The sequence below is a fragment of the Cryobacterium sp. Sr8 genome (assembly GCF_004403225.1).
Lineage (GTDB): Bacteria > Actinomycetota > Actinomycetes > Actinomycetales > Microbacteriaceae > Cryobacterium > Cryobacterium psychrotolerans.
On sequence record NZ_SOHO01000026.1, the window covers coordinates 35,595 to 53,210 of the forward strand.

General features: G+C 67.9%; 18 protein-coding genes and 1 riboswitch. Of the genes, 13 read left to right on the forward strand and 5 right to left on the reverse strand.

From position 1 onward, the window contains the following. Nucleotides 1-12: 12 nt before the first annotated feature. Nucleotides 13-297, reverse strand: a complete 285-nt coding sequence (locus E3T54_RS04035; RefSeq protein ID WP_092321283.1) for a metal-sensitive transcriptional regulator — start codon at nt 295-297, stop codon at nt 13-15. Nucleotides 298-508: 211 nt separating this feature from the next. Between E3T54_RS04035 and E3T54_RS04040 the strand changes: the two genes are divergently transcribed. The 3 genes from E3T54_RS04040 to E3T54_RS04050 are packed head-to-tail and all read left to right on the forward strand — an operon-like array spanning nt 509 to nt 1,984. Beyond that, a complete protein-coding gene (locus E3T54_RS04040; protein WP_174844385.1) occupies nt 509-1,111 on the forward strand; it encodes a hypothetical protein in 603 nt (200 codons plus the stop codon). Then, a complete protein-coding gene (locus E3T54_RS04045) occupies nt 1,101-1,613 on the forward strand; it encodes a hypothetical protein (protein WP_092321284.1) in 513 nt (170 codons plus the stop codon). The genes E3T54_RS04040 and E3T54_RS04045 overlap by 11 nt, the downstream gene beginning before the upstream one ends. Beyond that, on the forward strand, nt 1,610-1,984 hold the full coding sequence (locus E3T54_RS04050) for a rhodanese-like domain-containing protein (protein ID WP_092321285.1): 375 nt from the start codon (nt 1,610-1,612) through the stop codon (nt 1,982-1,984). Before E3T54_RS04045 ends, E3T54_RS04050 begins: the two co-directional genes overlap by 4 nt. 105 nt (nt 1,985-2,089) lie before the next feature. Here E3T54_RS04050 and E3T54_RS04055 read toward each other — a convergent pair whose 3' ends face one another. Beyond that, nucleotides 2,090-2,446, reverse strand: coding sequence for a LysR family transcriptional regulator (locus tag E3T54_RS04055; protein WP_134474674.1), 357 nt, complete (start codon nt 2,444-2,446; stop codon nt 2,090-2,092). Nucleotides 2,447-2,618: 172 nt separating this feature from the next. Between E3T54_RS04055 and E3T54_RS04060 the strand changes: the two genes are divergently transcribed. The 3 genes from E3T54_RS04060 (at nt 2,619) to E3T54_RS04070 (ending at nt 5,368) form a co-directional block, all read left to right on the forward strand. Further along, the gene (locus E3T54_RS04060) at nt 2,619-3,248 is read left to right on the forward strand and encodes an LON peptidase substrate-binding domain-containing protein (protein WP_241977040.1); all 630 of its coding nucleotides are present in this window, start codon (nt 2,619-2,621) and stop codon (nt 3,246-3,248) included. A gap of 12 nt (nt 3,249-3,260) precedes the next feature. Further along, complete coding sequence (locus tag E3T54_RS04065; protein ID WP_134474675.1) at nt 3,261-4,925, forward strand: ABC-F family ATP-binding cassette domain-containing protein; 1,665 nt, start codon at nt 3,261-3,263, stop codon at nt 4,923-4,925. 230 nt (nt 4,926-5,155) lie between these two features. After that, nucleotides 5,156-5,368, forward strand: a complete 213-nt coding sequence (locus E3T54_RS04070; RefSeq protein ID WP_134474676.1) for a hypothetical protein — start codon at nt 5,156-5,158, stop codon at nt 5,366-5,368. A gap of 9 nt (nt 5,369-5,377) precedes the next feature. On the opposite strand, the gene E3T54_RS04075 is transcribed toward E3T54_RS04070, so the two are convergent. Beyond that, the gene (locus tag E3T54_RS04075) at nt 5,378-5,617 is read right to left on the reverse strand and encodes a toxin-antitoxin system YwqK family antitoxin (protein ID WP_134474677.1); all 240 of its coding nucleotides are present in this window, start codon (nt 5,615-5,617) and stop codon (nt 5,378-5,380) included. A 68-nt stretch (nt 5,618-5,685) separates the two neighbouring features. Further along, nucleotides 5,686-5,783: riboswitch (glycine riboswitch) on the forward strand. Between the two features lie 176 nt (nt 5,784-5,959). Here E3T54_RS04075 and gcvT point away from each other — a divergent pair. The 3 genes from gcvT (at nt 5,960) to gcvP (ending at nt 10,503) form a co-directional block, all read left to right on the forward strand. Next, complete coding sequence (gcvT, locus tag E3T54_RS04080) at nt 5,960-7,105, forward strand: glycine cleavage system aminomethyltransferase GcvT (protein WP_241977041.1); 1,146 nt, start codon at nt 5,960-5,962, stop codon at nt 7,103-7,105. Nucleotides 7,106-7,165: 60 nt separating this feature from the next. Next, entirely contained in the window at nt 7,166-7,537 is a 372-nt protein-coding gene (gene gcvH / locus E3T54_RS04085; protein ID WP_092321289.1) for a glycine cleavage system protein GcvH, read from the forward strand. Between the two features lie 80 nt (nt 7,538-7,617). After that, nucleotides 7,618-10,503: an aminomethyl-transferring glycine dehydrogenase gene (gene gcvP / locus E3T54_RS04090; RefSeq protein WP_134474678.1), complete on the forward strand. Its 2,886-nt coding sequence runs from the start codon at nt 7,618-7,620 to the stop codon at nt 10,501-10,503. Between the two features lie 81 nt (nt 10,504-10,584). Here gcvP and E3T54_RS04095 read toward each other — a convergent pair whose 3' ends face one another. Beyond that, a complete protein-coding gene (locus E3T54_RS04095) occupies nt 10,585-11,343 on the reverse strand; it encodes a CPBP family intramembrane glutamic endopeptidase (protein ID WP_241977042.1) in 759 nt (252 codons plus the stop codon). A gap of 23 nt (nt 11,344-11,366) precedes the next feature. Beyond that, nucleotides 11,367-11,759: a thiol-disulfide oxidoreductase DCC family protein gene (locus E3T54_RS04100; protein WP_092321292.1), complete on the reverse strand. Its 393-nt coding sequence runs from the start codon at nt 11,757-11,759 to the stop codon at nt 11,367-11,369. Between the two features lie 226 nt (nt 11,760-11,985). On the opposite strand from E3T54_RS04100, the gene E3T54_RS04105 reads away from it, so the two are divergent. From E3T54_RS04105 to E3T54_RS04120, 4 genes are all read left to right on the forward strand, one after another. Continuing rightward, nucleotides 11,986-13,602, forward strand: coding sequence for an ABC transporter substrate-binding protein (locus E3T54_RS04105; protein WP_134474680.1), 1,617 nt, complete (start codon nt 11,986-11,988; stop codon nt 13,600-13,602). Nucleotides 13,603-13,728: 126 nt separating this feature from the next. Beyond that, nucleotides 13,729-14,658, forward strand: a complete 930-nt coding sequence (locus tag E3T54_RS04110) for an ABC transporter permease (RefSeq protein ID WP_092321294.1) — start codon at nt 13,729-13,731, stop codon at nt 14,656-14,658. After that, entirely contained in the window at nt 14,648-15,595 is a 948-nt protein-coding gene (locus E3T54_RS04115) for an ABC transporter permease (protein WP_092321295.1), read from the forward strand. Before E3T54_RS04110 ends, E3T54_RS04115 begins: the two co-directional genes overlap by 11 nt. Beyond that, entirely contained in the window at nt 15,592-17,367 is a 1,776-nt protein-coding gene (locus E3T54_RS04120; RefSeq protein WP_134474681.1) for an ABC transporter ATP-binding protein, read from the forward strand. Before E3T54_RS04115 ends, E3T54_RS04120 begins: the two co-directional genes overlap by 4 nt. The last annotated feature ends 249 nt before the right edge of the window (nt 17,368-17,616 follow it).

A 17,616-nucleotide genomic window follows, 5' to 3' on the forward strand; every position in this document is an offset into this window, starting at 1 on the left:
GATGAACGCGGATCAGGCGAGGGAGAGGAAGAGCTTCTCGAGTTCGTTGACGTTGAGCTGCTTGGCCTCGCCGTCGGATCCGGTGTCGATCAGGCAATCCTTCATGGCGGTGGAAATGATGGTGAAGCCGGCGCGATCGATGGCACTGGAAACAGCGGCCAGCTGGGTGACCACGGCTCGGCAGTCGGCGCCGGATTCGACGGCCGCGATGACGGCGCCGAGTTGTCCCTGAGCGCGCTTGAGGCGATTGAGTGTCTTGCGAATGTCGTCACTGGGGTGAGTTGCTGCTGCAGCCATAATCACGCCACCATACCCTTTCGGATGCCATCGTCGGGCCGGGAAAGCGTCTTGCCGGGTAATCCCAGCCGCTTGACGCTCTAATCCGTGCCGTGCGCGCCGCGGGCTTGCCTTGCGCCGATATACCCCTTAGGGTATCAGAATACCCGTCGGGGTATCAAGCAACAGGGGCCATCAGTCGGCCTCCGCAACAAGGATGAGGTCCAGGCGAATGCAGAGCGCTCCAGCGAAGCCATCCCCTGGCATCGCGGCCCGACTCAACGGAGTCGCCCGCGGGCTCGGCGTCGCCGGCGGAGAGCTTCGGCGCTGGCCTGCTCGTCGCTGGTGGGTGGCCCTCGGCACTGCGGCGTTCACCGTCGTCTTCATCGCGATTCCGACCGACCTGATCGATACGCCCTTCTTCGCGCGTGAGGTCCCGCCGACCGTGTGGTCCTGGCCCGTTCTGCTCGTCAGCGCGGTGCTGGCCGGCCTCGTCACGGCCACCTACATCGCCCACCCTGACGGCGCCGCGCCGAGCCGCGCCGTGGGGCGCCTGGGAATGACCGGCTGGGTTGTGACCTTCTTCGCGGTGGGCTGCCCGGTCTGCAACAAGCTCGTGCTCCTGGCGCTGGGCACGACCGGCGCGATGCAGTTCTTCGAACCGGTGCAGCCCTACCTCGCGGCCGCCTCCATCATCCTGCTCGGCTGGGCACTGTACGCCCGGCTCACCCGCGAAAACTCCTGCCGGCTGCCCGCCCGCCGGGCAGCGGACGCAGCGATCCCGGCCGACGCCGCCGTCACCGGCCGCACGGAGGCAACCGATCGTGTTCGCTGACCTCATCCTGTGGCCGAGGCGACGCCGGCTGATCGCCGCCGGCGCCGCCGCTGCGGCTTTTGTGGTCATCGCGCTCGCCTCCGGCCTGCTCGGCATCGGCGTCGCCGGACCCTGGTGGTCGTACGCGTTCGCGGCGATCGGATCCGGCCTGATCGGCCTGGTTGTCGCCAGCTACTTCGGAGCCCCGATCGGCGCCGAGGCGACCCTGTGCGACACCCGCTGGCCCGTTCTCGGCCTGGTCGCGCTGTACCTGGCGACGGATGTCGCATCCCTCGAGCCCGTGCTGACCGGCGCCGTTCGCCCCGTGGTGGCACTCGCCGCCCTTGCCCTGCTCGTCTGGGCCCTGCGCGAACGGCTCGAGAGCGAGCGCGAGGCGAACGCGGCAGAGCCCGGCGCCGACGGCGTCGTGTGCACCACCTGCCGGCCACTGTTTCCCCGATCGTCCGCCACCTCAGGCGGTCTTCCCCGCGCCACCCCCACGACCGAAGAGAGTTCCAGATGAAGAAAACCCTTGCCGCCCTCGCCCTCGCCTTGACCGCCGTCTTCGGGCTGGCCGCCTGCTCAGCGCCGGCGGCAGAACCGACCATCGCGGTGACCGCCGACACGGTCGTCGTCGATGTCCGCACCAGCGACGAGTACAACGCGGGCCACCTCGAGGGTGCCGTCAACATCGACGTGCAGGCGCCCGACTTCGACAGCCTCGTCTCCGAGCTTCCGGCCGACGGCGAGTACGTCGTCTACTGCGCTTCCGGGAACCGGTCGTCGGCTGCGGTCGCGCGCATGGAAGGCCTCGGCTTCACGAACGTCACCGACGCCGGAGGCATCTCCGAGGCCGGCGGGTCGACCGGGCTCGAGACGGTCACGACCCCGTAACCGGCTCGCCGGATGTCCGTCGAGTTTGGCGGTTTCGGCCGAGCTTGACCGGTGCGCCTGCCAAACTCGACCGGAACGGTCAAACTCGGCGCCGGCGGCCGGCTGCTAGCGCGACTGGCGGCGCTTCCCGGGGCGGGTCTGGCCCTTGACGTCGGGCGTGCGCCCCTTGCCCTTGGACGCCTTCGCCTTGCCCCCGGCCTTCTGCACCGGCGGCGCTTGGGCCGGCGCCGGGGCGGGGGCGGCGGCAATTTCCCGCCGGGCGGTGGCCAGGAACGCCACGCCCTCGTCGGTGAGCGTGGTGGTCTCCGCCGTGCGGTCGAAGAGGGGATAGCCGAGTTCGGCTTCCAGCGCCCGGACCGACGCGCTCACCGTCATCCGCGAGACATCGAGGGTCTCCGCGGCGCGAGCGAAGTGCTTCTCCTCGGCGGCGGCGGCGAAGAGCCGGAGTAGGGAGATGTCCACGGAGCGCCTTTCGTAAAGCCCGCGGGATTCGCGGTCGACTCCTCAGGGTACGCGCCGCGGCGGCCGCCCGCGAAGCGTGCTGGCTCCGGCCCGTGGAGTTCCAGCCCGTGGAGTTCCAGCCCGTGGAGCTCCAGCCCTTGGAGTTCCGGCTCGAGCGTGGTTCGCTGGGCAGGTGACCACGCTGCCGATGTTCCCGCTGGGATCCGTGCTGTTTCCGCACATGCCGCTGCAGCTGCGCGTGTTCGAGGACCGTTACCTGGTCATGTTGTCCCGGATCCTCGAATCGGACCCGGCCGAGTTCGGCGTCGTCCTGATCGAACGGGGCCAGGAAACGGGCGGCGGGGAACAACGGTTCCGCCACGGAACCCTGGCCCGGCTCGTGCAGATGGTGGCGCCGGAAGGATTCGTCGGCCTCGTCGCGCAGGGAGGGCGCCGGTTCGAGGTGATCGACTGGCTGGAGGAAGATCCGTACCCCCAGGCCGAGGTGCAGGAGCTGGCCGAGCTCGCCTGGGACGATCGGCTGCTGCCGCTGCGGGAACGCGCCGAGCGGGAGGTGCGGCGCGCCCTGGCCAGGGCGAGCGAGTTCAGCGACCAGCTGTGGCCTCCGGACGTGGAGCTCTCCGGCGACCCGGCCGCGGCCGCATGGCAGCTCGCGGGGATCGCACCACTGGGTCCCCTGGACCAGGTCTCGCTGCTGCGCTCGGCGACGATGGAGCAGCTCCTGGATTCGGTGATCGAATACACCGCCGCGCTGGGCGAGGCCTTTCCGGACGAGTGGCCGGAGGAGGACGACGACCAGTGAGAACATTGGAGGATGACCGCAACACTCGTGGCCAAGGGCCTGGCCGGCGGGTACGCGCACCGCACGCTCTTTGAGTCGCTCGACCTCACGGTCGCCCCCGGCGACGTCGTTGGCGTCGTCGGCGTCAACGGGTCCGGCAAGTCCACCCTGCTCCGGCTGCTCGGCCGAATCCTCGACCCGCAGGCGGGCACGGTCAGCCTCTCCCCGGCCGATGCGTTCATCGGCTGGCTGCCGCAGGAGCACGAACGCGTCGCCGGCGAGAGCATCGCCGGCTACATCGCCCGACGCACCGGATGCGCCGCAGCCACGCTCGAGATGGACGCGGCGGCATCCGCCCTCGGTGACGCCGACCCGCGAGCCGACGGCCCTGACCCCGCCGATGTGTACTCGAGCGCCCTCGATCGCTGGCTCGCCAGCGGCGCCGCGGACCTCGACGAACGGCTGCCGATCGTGCTCGCCGAACTCGGGCTGGAACTGGGAGGGCACCTCGCCGCGGACGCCCTGATGACGTCGCTGTCCGGCGGACAGGCCGCCCGCGTCGGCCTCGCCGCCCTGCTGCTCTCCCGATTCGACATCGTTCTGCTCGACGAGCCGACCAACGACCTCGACCTCGACGGGCTCGAGCGGCTCGAGGCCTTCGTGCGCGGACTCCGTGGCGGCGTCGTGCTCGTCAGCCACGACCGCGAGTTCCTGGCCCGCTGCGTGACCCGCGTGCTCGAACTCGACCTGGCCCAGGGTGCGAATCGGCTGTTCGGCGGCGGGTACGACTCCTACCTGGCGGAGCGTGAAACCGAGCGTCGTCACAAACGGGAGCACTACGACGAGTTCGCCGAGAAGAAGGCCGACCTCGTCGGCCGGGCGCGGACCCAGCGGGAATGGTCCAGCCAGGGCGTTCGGAATGCCATGAAGAAGGCGCCGGACAACGACAAGATCCGACGCAAGGCATCCGCCGAGTCCAGTGAGAAGCAAGCGCAGAAGGTGCGCCAGATGGAAAGCCGCATCGCCCGGCTGGAGGAGGTCGACGAGCCGCGCAAGGAATGGCAGCTGGAGTTCACCATCGGCGCGGCCCCTCGCTCGAGCGCCGTGGTTTCCACCCTCGGCCACGCCGTGCTGCGCCAGGGCGGCTTCACACTCGGCCCCGTGACGGTGCAGGTCAACGCGGGGGAGCGCATCGGGATCACCGGCCCCAACGGGGCGGGCAAGTCGACCCTGCTGCGCGCCCTCCTCGGCCGGCAGGTGCCGGACGAAGGCACCGCGAGTCTCGGCGCCAACGTCGCGATCGGCGAGATCGACCAGGCCCGCACCCTCCTCGCCGGGGCCCGGCCGCTCGCGGAGACCTTCGAGGGCCTCGTGCCCGACCTGTCCTCGGCCGAGGCCCGCACGCTGCTGGCCAAGTTCGGGCTGAAGGCCGACCACGTCAATCGCCCCGTCGACGAGCTGTCGCCGGGGGAGCGCACCCGCGCCGCGCTGGCCCTGCTGCAGGCGCGGGGCGTCAACCTGCTGGTCCTCGACGAACCCACGAACCACCTCGACCTGGCCGCCATCGAGCAGCTCGAACAGGCCCTCGCCTCCTACGAGGGCACGCTGCTACTGGTCACTCACGACCGTCGGATGCTCGAAAACGTCAGCATCGACCGCCGCTGGAGCGTCGAGGCGGGCCGCCTGAGCGGGTCGTAGCGCCGACTGCCGCCCATCCGGAACCGCAACACATGCTCGGCACCGCCGACGTCACGCACGGCCCGATGAGAGCCTGCTTTCCTGATTTTGCGTCAGGTTTTCGTCCGGACTGCAAGATTCCTCTCCCCATTGACAGTGCATACATTCTCTCTAGGATTGGGAAGAATGATCGTTCTTATGAAGGGCCCAGGAACCGGTCACCCCCACTCACAACGAGAGCGAGAGCCGGCATGAGCTACACCGAATTGCGCTTCGACGACGAGGGCGCCCCGCACCGAACCGAGTACGCGCAGGCCTTTCCGCCCCTGAGGCTTCTCGACGACAGCGAGGTCCCCGCCGGCGGGGAATTGCACTCGGCCCCGCCGTGCGTCGGCTGTTTCCACAAGATGGCCCCGGTCGGGGCCAGCGGCTGGTGGTGCGCCCCGTGCCAGGAGTACCAGTAGCCGGGTCCGTTATGTGTCGGGATTCGCCGGAAGGATCGTTTCCTTGACCAGGCGTCCCGCGCGGCCCCAGGTGCGCCAGACGCCTACCTGCTGACCGCGGGTGAACTCGCCGGAGCTCATGAGCGATCCGTCCTGGCGAAACCACTGCCACGATCCGTGGAGTTCGCCGTCCAGCTCGAAACCGTGCGCCTTCACCGAGCCGTCCCGATAGAGGCCGGCGCGGGGAACCGGAGCTGTGGATGCCGTCATGACACCAGCATGCACCCGGCGAGCGGTAAGCTGGGACCGCACAAGCCACAACCGAATACCGGGCCAACACGGTCGATGCGGAAGAGTTCGACGTCGCCAGACGCGCGAACACCGAAGGAGCAATCCTCCCCGACAATCTCTCAGGTACGCGTACCGCATCGAACTGGCCACTCTGAAAAGTAGCCGCGGCACATACGCGGCTCGCCCACGGTGAAAGTCACACCCCGCTCGAGGTGCGACGAAGCTCTCAGGCCGGATGACAGAGGGGGAGTTCCCAGCTGGGGTCATCGTCGACCCCAGCGATTCTCGCTCGGCCATGCGGCCGACCAATCTGGAGAACTCATGACCTCGGCAGACATGTCAGCACCCGCCACGCGCACCCGGTACTCCCCGCTGCACCAGGCTCACGTCGACGCCGGTGCCAGCTTCACCGATTTCGCCGGCTGGCAGATGCCGGTCCGCTACTCGAGCGACCTCGCCGAGCACCGCGCCGTGCGCAGCGCAGCAGGAATCTTCGACCTCTCGCACATGGCCGAGATCGTCGTCGCCGGGCCCGACGCCGGGGCCTTCCTCGACTACGCCCTCGCCGGCAAGCTCTCCGCGATCGACCTGCTGCAGGCCAAGTACAGCCTCATCCTGAACGAAGCCGGCGGCATCATCGACGACATCGTCGTCTACCGCACGAACGAAAACGAGTACCTCGTCGTCGCCAACGCCGGCAACCGTTTGCAGGCCTTCGAGGCGCTCTCCGCGCGGTCCGCCCGCTTCGACGTGTCCGTCCTCGACCGGAGCGACGACGTCGCACTGATCGCAGTGCAGGGACCCGACTCTCGCGCCATTCTGGAAGCAACGGAGGGCCTCGCGGTCGACGGCGACCTGGCGGCGCTCAAGTACTACCGGGCCCTCGGCGGCACCTACCGAGACGGCACCGTGTTGATCGCCCGCACCGGGTACACCGGCGAAGACGGCTTCGAGCTGTACGTTGACGTGCCCGATGCCGCAGCCCTCTGGGACGCCCTCGTCGTTGCCGGCAAGACCCACGGCCTCGTCCCGGCGGGCCTGGCCAGCCGCGACACCCTCCGCCTCGAAGCGGGCATGCCGCTCTACGGCCACGAGCTGAACACGTCGACCTACCCGGCCCAGGCGGGCCTCGGCCGCGTGGTCAGCCTCGCCAAGGAGACCGACTTCATCGGCCGTGCCGCGAGCGAGGAAGGCCCCAGCGCCGACGCGCGCGTGCTGGTCGGACTCGTCTCGGCGGGCAAGCGAGCCGGTCGCGCAGACTACGAGATCTTCCCGAGCACCGACGCGACCGAGGCATCCGGCGTCATCACCAGCGGCGCCCTGTCGCCGACCCTCGGCTACCCCATCGCCATGGCCTACGTGGCGCCGGCCCTGGCCCGGCTGGGCACCGAAGTCTTCGTCGACGTGCGGGGGAGCCGGATCCCGGCCACCGTCACCTCGCTCCCGTTCTACAAGCGTCAGAAGTAGTCAGCACCAGCTCCACCAGCAGTGCGCACAGCAGCATCCACCCCCGCGAGAGGAATTCCCATGGCAGACAAGTCTGAATTGCAGTACACGGCCGAGCACGAGTGGGTGCTGGTCGACGGCGACACGGCGACCATCGGCATCACCGCGTACGCCGCGGAGAAGCTCGGCGACGTCGTCTTCGTCGAGCTGCCCGCCGTCGGCAGCGACGTCGCGAGCGGCACCGTCGTCGGCGAGATCGAGTCGACCAAGTCGGTCGGCGAGCTCTTCGCTCCGATCAACGGCACCGTCACCGAGATCAACGACGCCGTCGTCGACAGCCCGGAGCTCGTCAACAGCGACCCGTTCGGAGAGGGCTGGCTGATCAAGGTCTCCTTCACCGAGCTGCCCAGTTTCCTCAGCTACGCCGAGTACTCCGCCCTCGTCGGCGAGTAGCACCGGCTAACAGGCCCCACCCAGCACCCGTTTCCCCCGGCGACCAGCCACACAACCAGAACGCGCAGGTTCAAGCACACATGTCACAGCCCTTCACCCAGCGTCACATCGGAACGGATGCGGCGGCGCAGTCCCACATGCTCGCCGCCCTCGGCTACGACTCGGTCGAGTCGCTCGTGGACTCCGCGATCCCTCCGTCGATCCACGTGGACCAGTTCCGCCAGGCCGACGACAGCGTGCTGCCGCCGGCCGCCACGGAGCGCGAGGCCATCCTGGAGCTCCGCGCCCTGGCCGACCAGAACACGGTCAAGCGGTCGATGATCGGGCTGGGCTATTACGACACGATCACCCCCGCGGTGATCAAGCGGAACATCCTGGAGAACCCGAGCTGGTACACGGCCTACACGCCCTACCAGCCCGAGATCTCCCAGGGCCGGCTGGAAGCGCTGATCAACTTCCAGACCATGGTCGCCGACCTGACCGGGCTGAACACCGCCAACGCGTCGATGCTCGACGAATCGACGGCCGTCGTGGAGGGCATGCTCCTCGCCCGCCGGGCCTCGAAATCAAAGTCGGCCCGGTTCATCGTCGACTCGGATGCCCTGCCGCAGACTCAGGCGCTCCTCGCCAGCCGCGCCCACGCGCTGGGCATCGAGCTCGCCGTCATCGACCTCGACGAGGCCACGGCAGCCGGCGACCTCGGCGAGCACTTCGGCGCCTTCGTGCAGTACCCCGGCGCATCCGGTCGGGTCTGGAACCCGGCCGGCGTCATCGCCGCCTCGCAGGCGCAGGGCGGCCTCGCCGTCGTCGCGGCCGACCTGCTCGCGCTCACCCTGGTCACCTCACCGGGCGAGCTCGGCGCGGACGTCGCCGTCGGCACCAGCCAGCGCTTCGGCGTGCCGATGGGCTTCGGCGGTCCGCACGCGGGCTACATGGCCGTGCGCAAGGGCCTCGAACGCCAGCTTCCCGGCCGTCTCGTCGGCGTCAGCGTCGACGCGGCCGGCCACCCCGCCTACCGCCTGTCGCTGCAGGTGCGCGAGCAGCACATCCGCCGGGACAAGGCCACGTCGAACATCTGCACCGCCCAGGTGCTGCTCGCGGTCATGGCCGGCATGTACGCCGTCTACCACGGTCCGGGCGGACTCAAGGCGATCGCGACCGAGGTGCACGACCGCGCCGGCCGCCTGGTCGCCGCGCTCCGCGCCGCCGGGGCCGACGTGCAGGGTGACTCGTTCTTCGACACCGTCCGGGTCTCCGTTCCCGCCCGCGCCGCCGAGGTTGTGGCGCGCGCCGCCGGAGCCGGCGTCAACCTGCACCTCGTCGACGCCGACACCGTGGGGGTGTCCGTCGACGAGACGACGACGCCCTCCGACCTTTCCAACGTCGTCGGCGCCTTCGGCGGCCGCGACGCGTTCGGTCACGTGGACTTCTCCGCCGTGACCGAGGGGCTCCCGGCCGGCCTCGGTCGCACGAGCGAGTACCTCACCCACGCCGTGTTCAACACTCACCGCTCGGAGACGAGCATGATGCGCTACCTCAAGCGCCTCGCCGACTACGACTACGCGCTGGACCGGGGCATGATCCCGCTCGGCTCGTGCACCATGAAACTCAACGCGGCCACCGAGATGGAGGCCGTCAGCTGGCCCGAATTCGGCGGCATCCACCCGTTCGCGCCGCGCACCGACGTCGAAGGCTACCTGGCCCTCATCCACCAGCTGGAAACGTGGCTGACGGATGTCACCGGCTACGACTCCGTGTCGCTGCAGCCCAACGCGGGCAGCCAGGGCGAACTGGCCGGCCTGCTCGCCATCCGCGGGTTCCACCTCGCCAACGGCGATGCGCAGCGCACCGTCTGCCTGATCCCCTCCAGCGCGCACGGCACGAACGCGGCATCCGCCGTGCTGGCGGGCATGAAGGTCGTCGTCGTGGCCTGTGACGACCTCGGCAACGTCGACCTGGACGACCTGCGCGCCAAGATCGCGGAGCACGCCGAGAACCTTTCCGCGCTGATGATCACCTACCCGTCCACGCACGGCGTGTACGAGCACGAGGTGGGCGCGATCTGCCAGGCCGTGCACGACGCGGGCGGCCAGGTCTACGTCGACGGCGCCAACCTCAACGCCCTGCTCGGCTTCGCCCGCTTCGGCGACTTCGGCGGCGACGTGTCGCACCTCAACCTGCACAAGACGTTCTGCATCCCGCACGGTGGCGGCGGACCGGGCGTCGGCCCGGTCGCGGCCAAGGCGCACCTCGCGCCGTTCCTGCCCGGGCACCCGCTCGCCCAGAGCGAGGACCACTACCTGCTCGGCGGCAGCGTTCGGCACGAGGGCGGCCCGGTCTCCGCCGCGCCGTACGGCAGCCCGAGCATCCTGCCGATCACCTGGGCGTACGTGCGCATGATGGGCATGGACGGACTCAAGCAGGCCACGGGGGCCGCAGTGCTCGCCGCCAACTACGTGGCGAAGAGCCTGGAAGCGCACTACCCGGTGCTGTACTCGGGCGACAACGGCCTGGTCGCGCACGAGTGCATCCTCGACCTCCGCCCGCTCACCGCGGCGACCGGGGTGACCGTCGACGACGTGGCCAAGCGCCTCGTCGACTACGGCTTCCACGCGCCGACGATGAGCTTCCCGGTCTCGGGAACGCTCATGATCGAGCCCACCGAGAGCGAGGACCTGGGCGAGATCGACCGGTTCATCGAAGCGATGATCGCGATCAAGGCCGAAGCGGATGCCGTCGCCGCCGGAACCTGGCCCGCCGACGACAACCCGCTGTGCAACGCGCCGCACACCGCGCAGTCGGTCATCGAGGGGGAGTGGGAGCACGCCTACGACCGCGCGACCGCGGTCTACCCGCTGCGTTCGCTCATCCGCAACAAGTACTGGGCGCCGGTGCGCCGCATCGACAACGCGTTCGGCGACCGCAACCTCGTCTGCGCCTGCCCGCCGCCCGAAGCCTTCGAGTAGCCCTTCCCCCTCCCGCGAAACCGAAGTTGTGCGCGCTAAAACGTCGTTTTAGCGCGCACAACTTCGGTTTCGCGGTGGGGGCTAGGCGGCGGGAGCGACCAGGGCGGGCCACCAGGCGAGCGCGAGGGGATAGCCGACGAACGAGACGATGTCCAGGATCCAGTGGGCAACGACCAGCGGCATCGTGCGTCCCCAGCGGGTGTAGCACCAGCCGAAGAGCACGCCCATGGCGACGTTGCCGAAGAACGGCCCGACTCCCTGGTACAGGTGGTAGGTGCCCCGCAGCACGGCGGATGACAGGATGACCGTCCACGTCGACCAGCCGAACTCGCGCAGGCGGGTGAACAGGTAGCCGACCACGATGAGTTCCTCGGAGAGCGCGGCGCCCAGCGCGGCGAAGACGAGGATCGGAATGGTCCACCAGTAGGTGTCGAGCGGGTTGGTTGTCACGGCGACCGTGAGCCCCAGGGCGCGACCGAGAAGGTAGAAGGCCAGGCCCGGAATGCCGATCACCACAACCAGGCCGACTCCGCGGACGAGGTCGCGCCCCGGTTGGCTGAGGTCGAAGCCGATCCGGCCGAACGCGCTCTTCCCGGGCAGCCAGAGCAGGTAGAGCACCAGGGCTACGGCGAACAGCTGGAAGAAGATGCCCAGGAATTGATAGGTGAAGTCGAGCCACTCGCGCTCCGACTGGGAGGCGTTCAGCGCCGCCGACTGCTCTGAGAGCGGCTTGCCCCTCGTGAGCCTGGCCACGATCGCGACCACCGAATACACTGCGGATGCCCCGAGCGAGAGCCCGAGCACGATCGCAACTTCCCAGACCAGCCGGGTTCCGCTCATGCGGGGACGGAGATCGGGACGGCTCATGTTTCGGCCGGCATCCTGCAGGCGGGAGTGCCACCCGGCAGCCGGTGGCGGTACCGGGCGACGAGCCGGTAGCCGAGCTCGGCGAGCCAGGACAGCGGCGGAAGGGTGCCGATCCAGCCGATCATCCGGAGCACCGGGTTCGGCTGGTGGCGCAGCAGGGCGGCCACGGCCGCGGCGCCGCCGTAACGTCGCCCGCCGGTGACGAGCCAGACCCGTGACCGGCCGTCGGCAGCGGTGAGGCCGTAGGCGGCAAGATCCGTCCACTGGTACGGCTCGACAGGCGGCCTGGCCGGCAGCACGCGGCCCAGCCAGAGCACGGCGCTCGTGCAGAAGGCACAGTCCCCGTCGAAGATCAGAACCGTCGTTTTCGCACCAGGAAGGCTCGCCATGGCTCCATCATCTCACCCCGGCGTTCCCACCGAACGCACAGTTAGCCGCGGGAATGATGCGCATAAAGATCAATCCCTGCGGCTATCGACCTCGCAGGTTGCTCATCGGTAACGGTTCCCCTCAGGTTTTGCGCTATCGACGCCCTCGATCTAGGGTCTTTGTTTATCGCGCGCGTTTCGCCGGCCACAAGCCGAGGAACGCGCCCACTTTTGCACTGGAGGAAAATTGAAGATCAACAGACTTGGCATTGTTGCCATTTCTCTCGCCGCCGTGGGAGCGCTTACGCTCTCGGGCTGTGCTGCCGGCACTGAAAAGGCCGCGGCCCCCAAGGGCGACTCGAAGGCCATCATCACCACGAACGGGTCCGAACCGCAGAACCCGCTGATCCCCACCAACACCGCCGAGACCGGCGGCGGCAAGGTTGTCACCTCGGTGTTCGCCGGACTGGTGTCCTACACGGCGAAGGGCGAGCTCGAGAACGAGGTCGCCAAGTCGATCGAGTCCGATGACGCCCAGAACTGGACCGTCACGCTCGAGGACGGCTGGAAGTTCAGCAACGACGAGCCCGTCACCGCCAAGTCGTTCGTTGACGCCTGGAACTACGGCGCGCTCTTCAGCAACGCGCAGGGCTCCTCCTACTTCTTCGACGACATCGCCGGCTTCAGCTACGACGCCGACTCCGAACTGACCGGCCTCAAGGTCGTCGACGAGAAGACCTTCACGGTCGAGCTCGTCGCGCCCGAGGCCGACTGGCCGCTGCGCCTGGGCTACTCGGCCTACTCGCCGCTGCCCGAGGTCGCGTTCGAGGACATGGCGGCCTTCGGCGAGAACCCGATCGGCAACGGCCCGTACATGCTCAAGGGCGAAGGCGCCTGGGAGCACGACGTCAAGATCGACCTCGTCACCAACCCGGCCTACGACGGCGTGCGCAAGCCCGCCAACGGCGGCCTGAGCATCGTCTTCTACGACTCGCAGGATGCCGCCTACGCGGATGTCCAGGGTGGAAACCTCGACGTTCTGGATGCAATTCCGGACGCCGCGTTCGAGACCTACGAGTCCGACTTCCCGGAGCGTTCGGTGAACCAGCCGGCCGCGGTCTTCCAGGCGCTCAACATGCCGTACTACCTCGAGCACTGGAGTGGCAAGGAAGGCGAGCTTCGCCGCGCGGCCATCTCCATGTCGATCAACCGTGATGAGATCACCGACGTGATCTTCCAGGGAACCCGCACGCCGGCCACCGACTTCACGTCGCCGGTCATCGACGGCTACTCGGACAAGCTCAAGGGCGCCGACGTTCTCGAGTACAACGAGAAGGAAGCCAAGAAGCTGTGGGCCGAGGCCGACGCAATCGCGCCGTACACCGGTACCTTCGACATCGCCTACAACTCCGACGGTGGCCACCAGGCCTGGGTTGACGCTGTTGCCAACAGCATCAAGAACACGCTGGGCATCAAGGCCGTCGGCAAGGCGTACCCCACGTTCGCCGCAGCACTGGACGACCGTGACGCCAAGAAGCTGACCGGTGCCACGCGCGCCGGATGGCAGGCCGACTACCCGTCGCTGTTCAACTTCCTCGCTCCGCTGTACCAGACCGGTGCCGGCTCGAACAAGGAAGGCTACAGCAGCAAGGAGTTCGACGGGCTCCTCAAGGAGGGTGCAGCCGCATCGTCCGTCGAGGAAGCCACCGCAAAGTACCAGGAAGCACAGGAAGTCCTGCTGAAGGACCTCCCGACGCTCCCGCTCTGGTACTCGAACGTCACCGGTGTGTGGGCTGAGACCGTCGACAACGTTGTCTTCGGCTGGGACTCCGTCCCGATGTACACCGACATCACCAAGAAGTAACACCCGCACGTTATCCATCACAGTGGAATGCCCGGGGGGGTCGCTTGACCGCCCCGGGCATTGCACTGACCAGACTCACCCAGTGATTGCGACTGTTATGCCCATTTGTTCCAACGAGGGAACCTGATGCTCTGGTACACGGGCAAGCGCCTGCTCCAGATGATCCCGGTGTTTTTCGGCGCCACGTTCCTCATCTACTTCATGGTGTTCTCCCTCCCCGGAGACCCCATCGCCGCTCTCTACGGAGACCGCACGCCTTCCCCCGGCGTGATCGCCCAGATCCGCGCCCAGTATTACCTCGACCAGCCGCTGCTGGTGCAGTACTTCCACTACATGGTCGGCTTCTTCCAGGGCGATCTCGGCACGACCTACTCGGGCCGTCCGGTCTCCGAGGTCATGGCGTCGGCCTTCCCGGTCACCGCCCGACTCGCCATGCTCGCGCTGATCTTCGAGGCGTTCGCGGGAGTCCTCGTCGGACTCATCGCCGGCCTGCGCAAAGGCAAGCTGTTCGATGCAAGCGCGCTCGTGGTCAGCCTGCTGCTGATCTCGGTCCCGACCTTCGTCATCGGCTTCGTGCTGCAGTTCGTCTTCGGCGTGCAGCTCGGCTGGGCCCGCACAACGGTGAGCGGAGAGGCGCCGCTGAACGAGCTGATCCTGCCGGCTCTCGTGCTGGCATCCGTGTCGTTCGCCTACATCGTGCGGCTCACCCGCGCCAGCGTGTCGGACAACCTCAATGCAGACTTCGTGCGCACCGCGACCGCGAAGGGGCTGTCCCGACCGCGCGTCGTCACCGTGCACGTGCTGCGCAACTCGCTGGTTCCCGTCGTCACCTTCCTCGGCGTCGACCTGGGTTCGCTGATGGTCGGCGCGATCGTCACGGAGGGCATCTTCAACATCAACGGTGTCGGTGGCACCGTCTACAAGGCGATCAAGCTCGGTGAGGGCCCGACAGTGGTGTCGTTCATCGCCGTGATGGTCGTCATCTTCGTGCTGGCCAACCTGCTCGTCGACCTGCTGTACGCAGCCCTTGACCCAAGGATTCGTTATGCCAAGTAATAGCCCGAGTGGGCAGACCCACTACGTCGCGGAACTGGAGGACACTCCCGTCGCCGCGGTCGACCGCCTCGACGAATCGCAGAAGGCGCGCAGCACCTGGGCGGATGCCTGGGACTCGATGCGTCGTCGGCCCTCGTTCTGGATCTCCTCCGTGCTGATCCTGCTGATCGTGGTCGTGGCACTGTTCCCGAGCCTGTTCGCCCAGACCGCACCTGACGCCTGCGACCTGGGAAACAGCAACGACGGACCCGCGGCCGGACATCCCCTCGGCTTCACGCGCCAGGGCTGTGACGTCTACTCGAGGATCGTCTTCGGAACACAGGCTTCGATCACCGTAGGACTGCTGGCGACCATGCTGGTGACGCTCTTCGGAGTCATCATCGGCGCCCTGGCCGGGTTCTACGGCGGACTTCTGGACGCCCTCGTGTCCCGCATCGGCGACATCTTCTTCGCCGTTCCCACCGTGCTCGGTGCCATCGTGCTGATGTCGGTCCTGCCGGTGCGCACCCCGGTGACGATCGCGGTCGTGCTCTCGATCTTCGCCTGGCCGCAGATCGCCCGCATCATGCGTGGCGCCGTGCTGTCGGCGCGGAACTCCGACTACGTGACCGCCTCGATCGCCCTGGGAGTGTCGAACTCCAAGATCCTGCTGCGCCACGTGATCCCGAACTCGCTCGCGCCGGTCATCGTCATCGCGACGGTGTCGCTGGGAACGTTCATCGTGGCCGAGGCGACGCTGTCGTTCCTGGGCATCGGCCTGGGCTCGGACGTCATGTCCTGGGGCAATGACATCGGTCAGGCCCAGACGTCCATCCGTACGAGTCCACAGGTTCTGTTGTATCCCGCGGCGGCCCTGTCGATCACCGTGCTTTCCTTCCTTATGCTCGGCGACGTTCTCCGCGACGCACTCGACCCGGCTGCGAGGGCCCGACGATGACCCAGATAGCGAACGACGACGTGTTCCAGACCCTTCCGGCGTCCCCGACGACGACGGATACGGCATCCCGGCAACCGCTGCTGCAGATCCGTGACCTCGAGGTCGGCTTCCAGACCCAGCACGGGCTCGTCCCCGCCGTGCGCGGCGTCAGCCTCACCCTGTACGAGGGCCAGACCCTGGCGATCGTGGGTGAGTCCGGCTCGGGCAAGACCACGACCGCCCAGGCCATCATCAACCTGCTCGCCGGCACGGGAAAGGTCACGGCCGGGGAGATCCTCTTCGAGGGCCGCGACCTGACGAAACTGTCGGCGAAGGAGATTCAGGATGTTCGCGGCCGCCTGATCGGCTACGTCCCGCAGGACCCGATGTCCAACCTCAACCCGGTCTGGAACATCGGTTACCAGGTCGAGGAAGCCATCAAGGCCAACAACGTCGCCCAGGGCAAGAAGGAGGTCAGGAAGCGCACCATCGAGGTGCTGCAGGAGGCCGGCCTGAGTGACGCTGCCGACCGGCTCAAGCAGTATCCGCACCAGTTCTCCGGGGGCATGCGTCAGCGCGTGCTCATCGGAATCGGCCTGTCGGCCAGACCGAAGCTCCTCATCGCCGACGAGCCGACCTCGGCCCTCGACGTGACGGTGCAGCGGCAGATCCTCGATCACCTGGGCACGCTGACCCGTGACTACGGCACCTCGGTGCTGTTCATCACCCACGACCTCGGCCTGGCCGCGGAGCGGGCCGAGCAGCTCGTCGTGATGTACAAGGGCAAGGTCGTCGAATCGGGGCCCTCCAGGGAGATCCTCGCCAACCCCCGGCACCCGTACACCCAGCGGCTCGTCGCAGCGGCGCCGAGCCTGGCCTCCCGGCGGATCCAGGCGAAGAAGAACCCCCAGGCGGATGCCGAGAAGATCTACTCAGAGGGATCGCTCGACACCGGCTTGATCGCACGGGCGACGAAGCGTGAGAACGCGGCTCCCGACCGGGACCTCATCTCCGTGCAAGGCGTCACCAAGGTCTACCGCATCCGCAAGGGCGGGTTCCGCAGCGACGAACTGCTCGCCGTGAACGATGTCTCCTTCGGCGTCAAGAAGGGCACCACCACGGCCATCGTGGGGGAGTCCGGCTCCGGCAAATCAACGGTGGCCAAGCTCATCCTGCAGCTCGAGGGAATCACCAAGGGCAGGATCGAGTTCGACGGCCAGGATGTCGCCGGCCTCAAGGGCGCGGAGCTGCTGAAGTTCCGTCGCCGCGTGCAGCCGGTCTTCCAGGACCCGTACGGCTCCCTGGACCCGCAGTACAACGTGGGCAACACGATCGCCGAGCCGCTGCTCGCGCACAAGGTGGGCACGGCCAGGGAACGGCAGGCCCGCGTGCTGGAACTGCTCGACCAGGTGTCGCTGCCGTCGTCCACGCGATTCCGGTATCCGAGCGAGCTCTCCGGCGGTCAGCGGCAGCGCATCGCCGTCGCCAGGGCGCTCGCGCTCAAGCCGGACGTGCTCGTGCTCGACGAGGCCGTTTCGGCCCTCGACGTGCTCGTGCAGGGCCAGATCCTGAACCTGCTGACCGAGCTGCAGGCCGAGCTGGACCTGACCTACCTCTTCATCACCCACGACCTCGCGGTCGTGCGGCTGGTCGCCGACAATGTCTGCGTCATGAAGAAGGGGCAGATCGTCGAGGCCGCGACAACGGACGAGGTGTTCGACAACCCCCGCGAGCTGTACACGCAGGAACTGCTCTCCGCCATCCCCGGCGGCAACTTCGAGTTCGGTCGCTGACCTAACCCGTTCCGCCAATTCGACGGAGATTCTGCCCGAAAGGGATGCTGTGAGGCTCATGTGAGCGCCGCGGCACGGAGTCTCCGTCGAATTCGTTAACGGCGGAAGTCTGCCTTTCGGGGGCCCTAGCGCACTATCTGGTCAATATGTCCGGTTGGCCACGCAATTTTCGTGCGGAAAATGAGATCTTCGTGGCTCCTGATTACCAATGTGTAACGTTTTCCCGTGTCGCGCGCGGTGGGCGCGTCG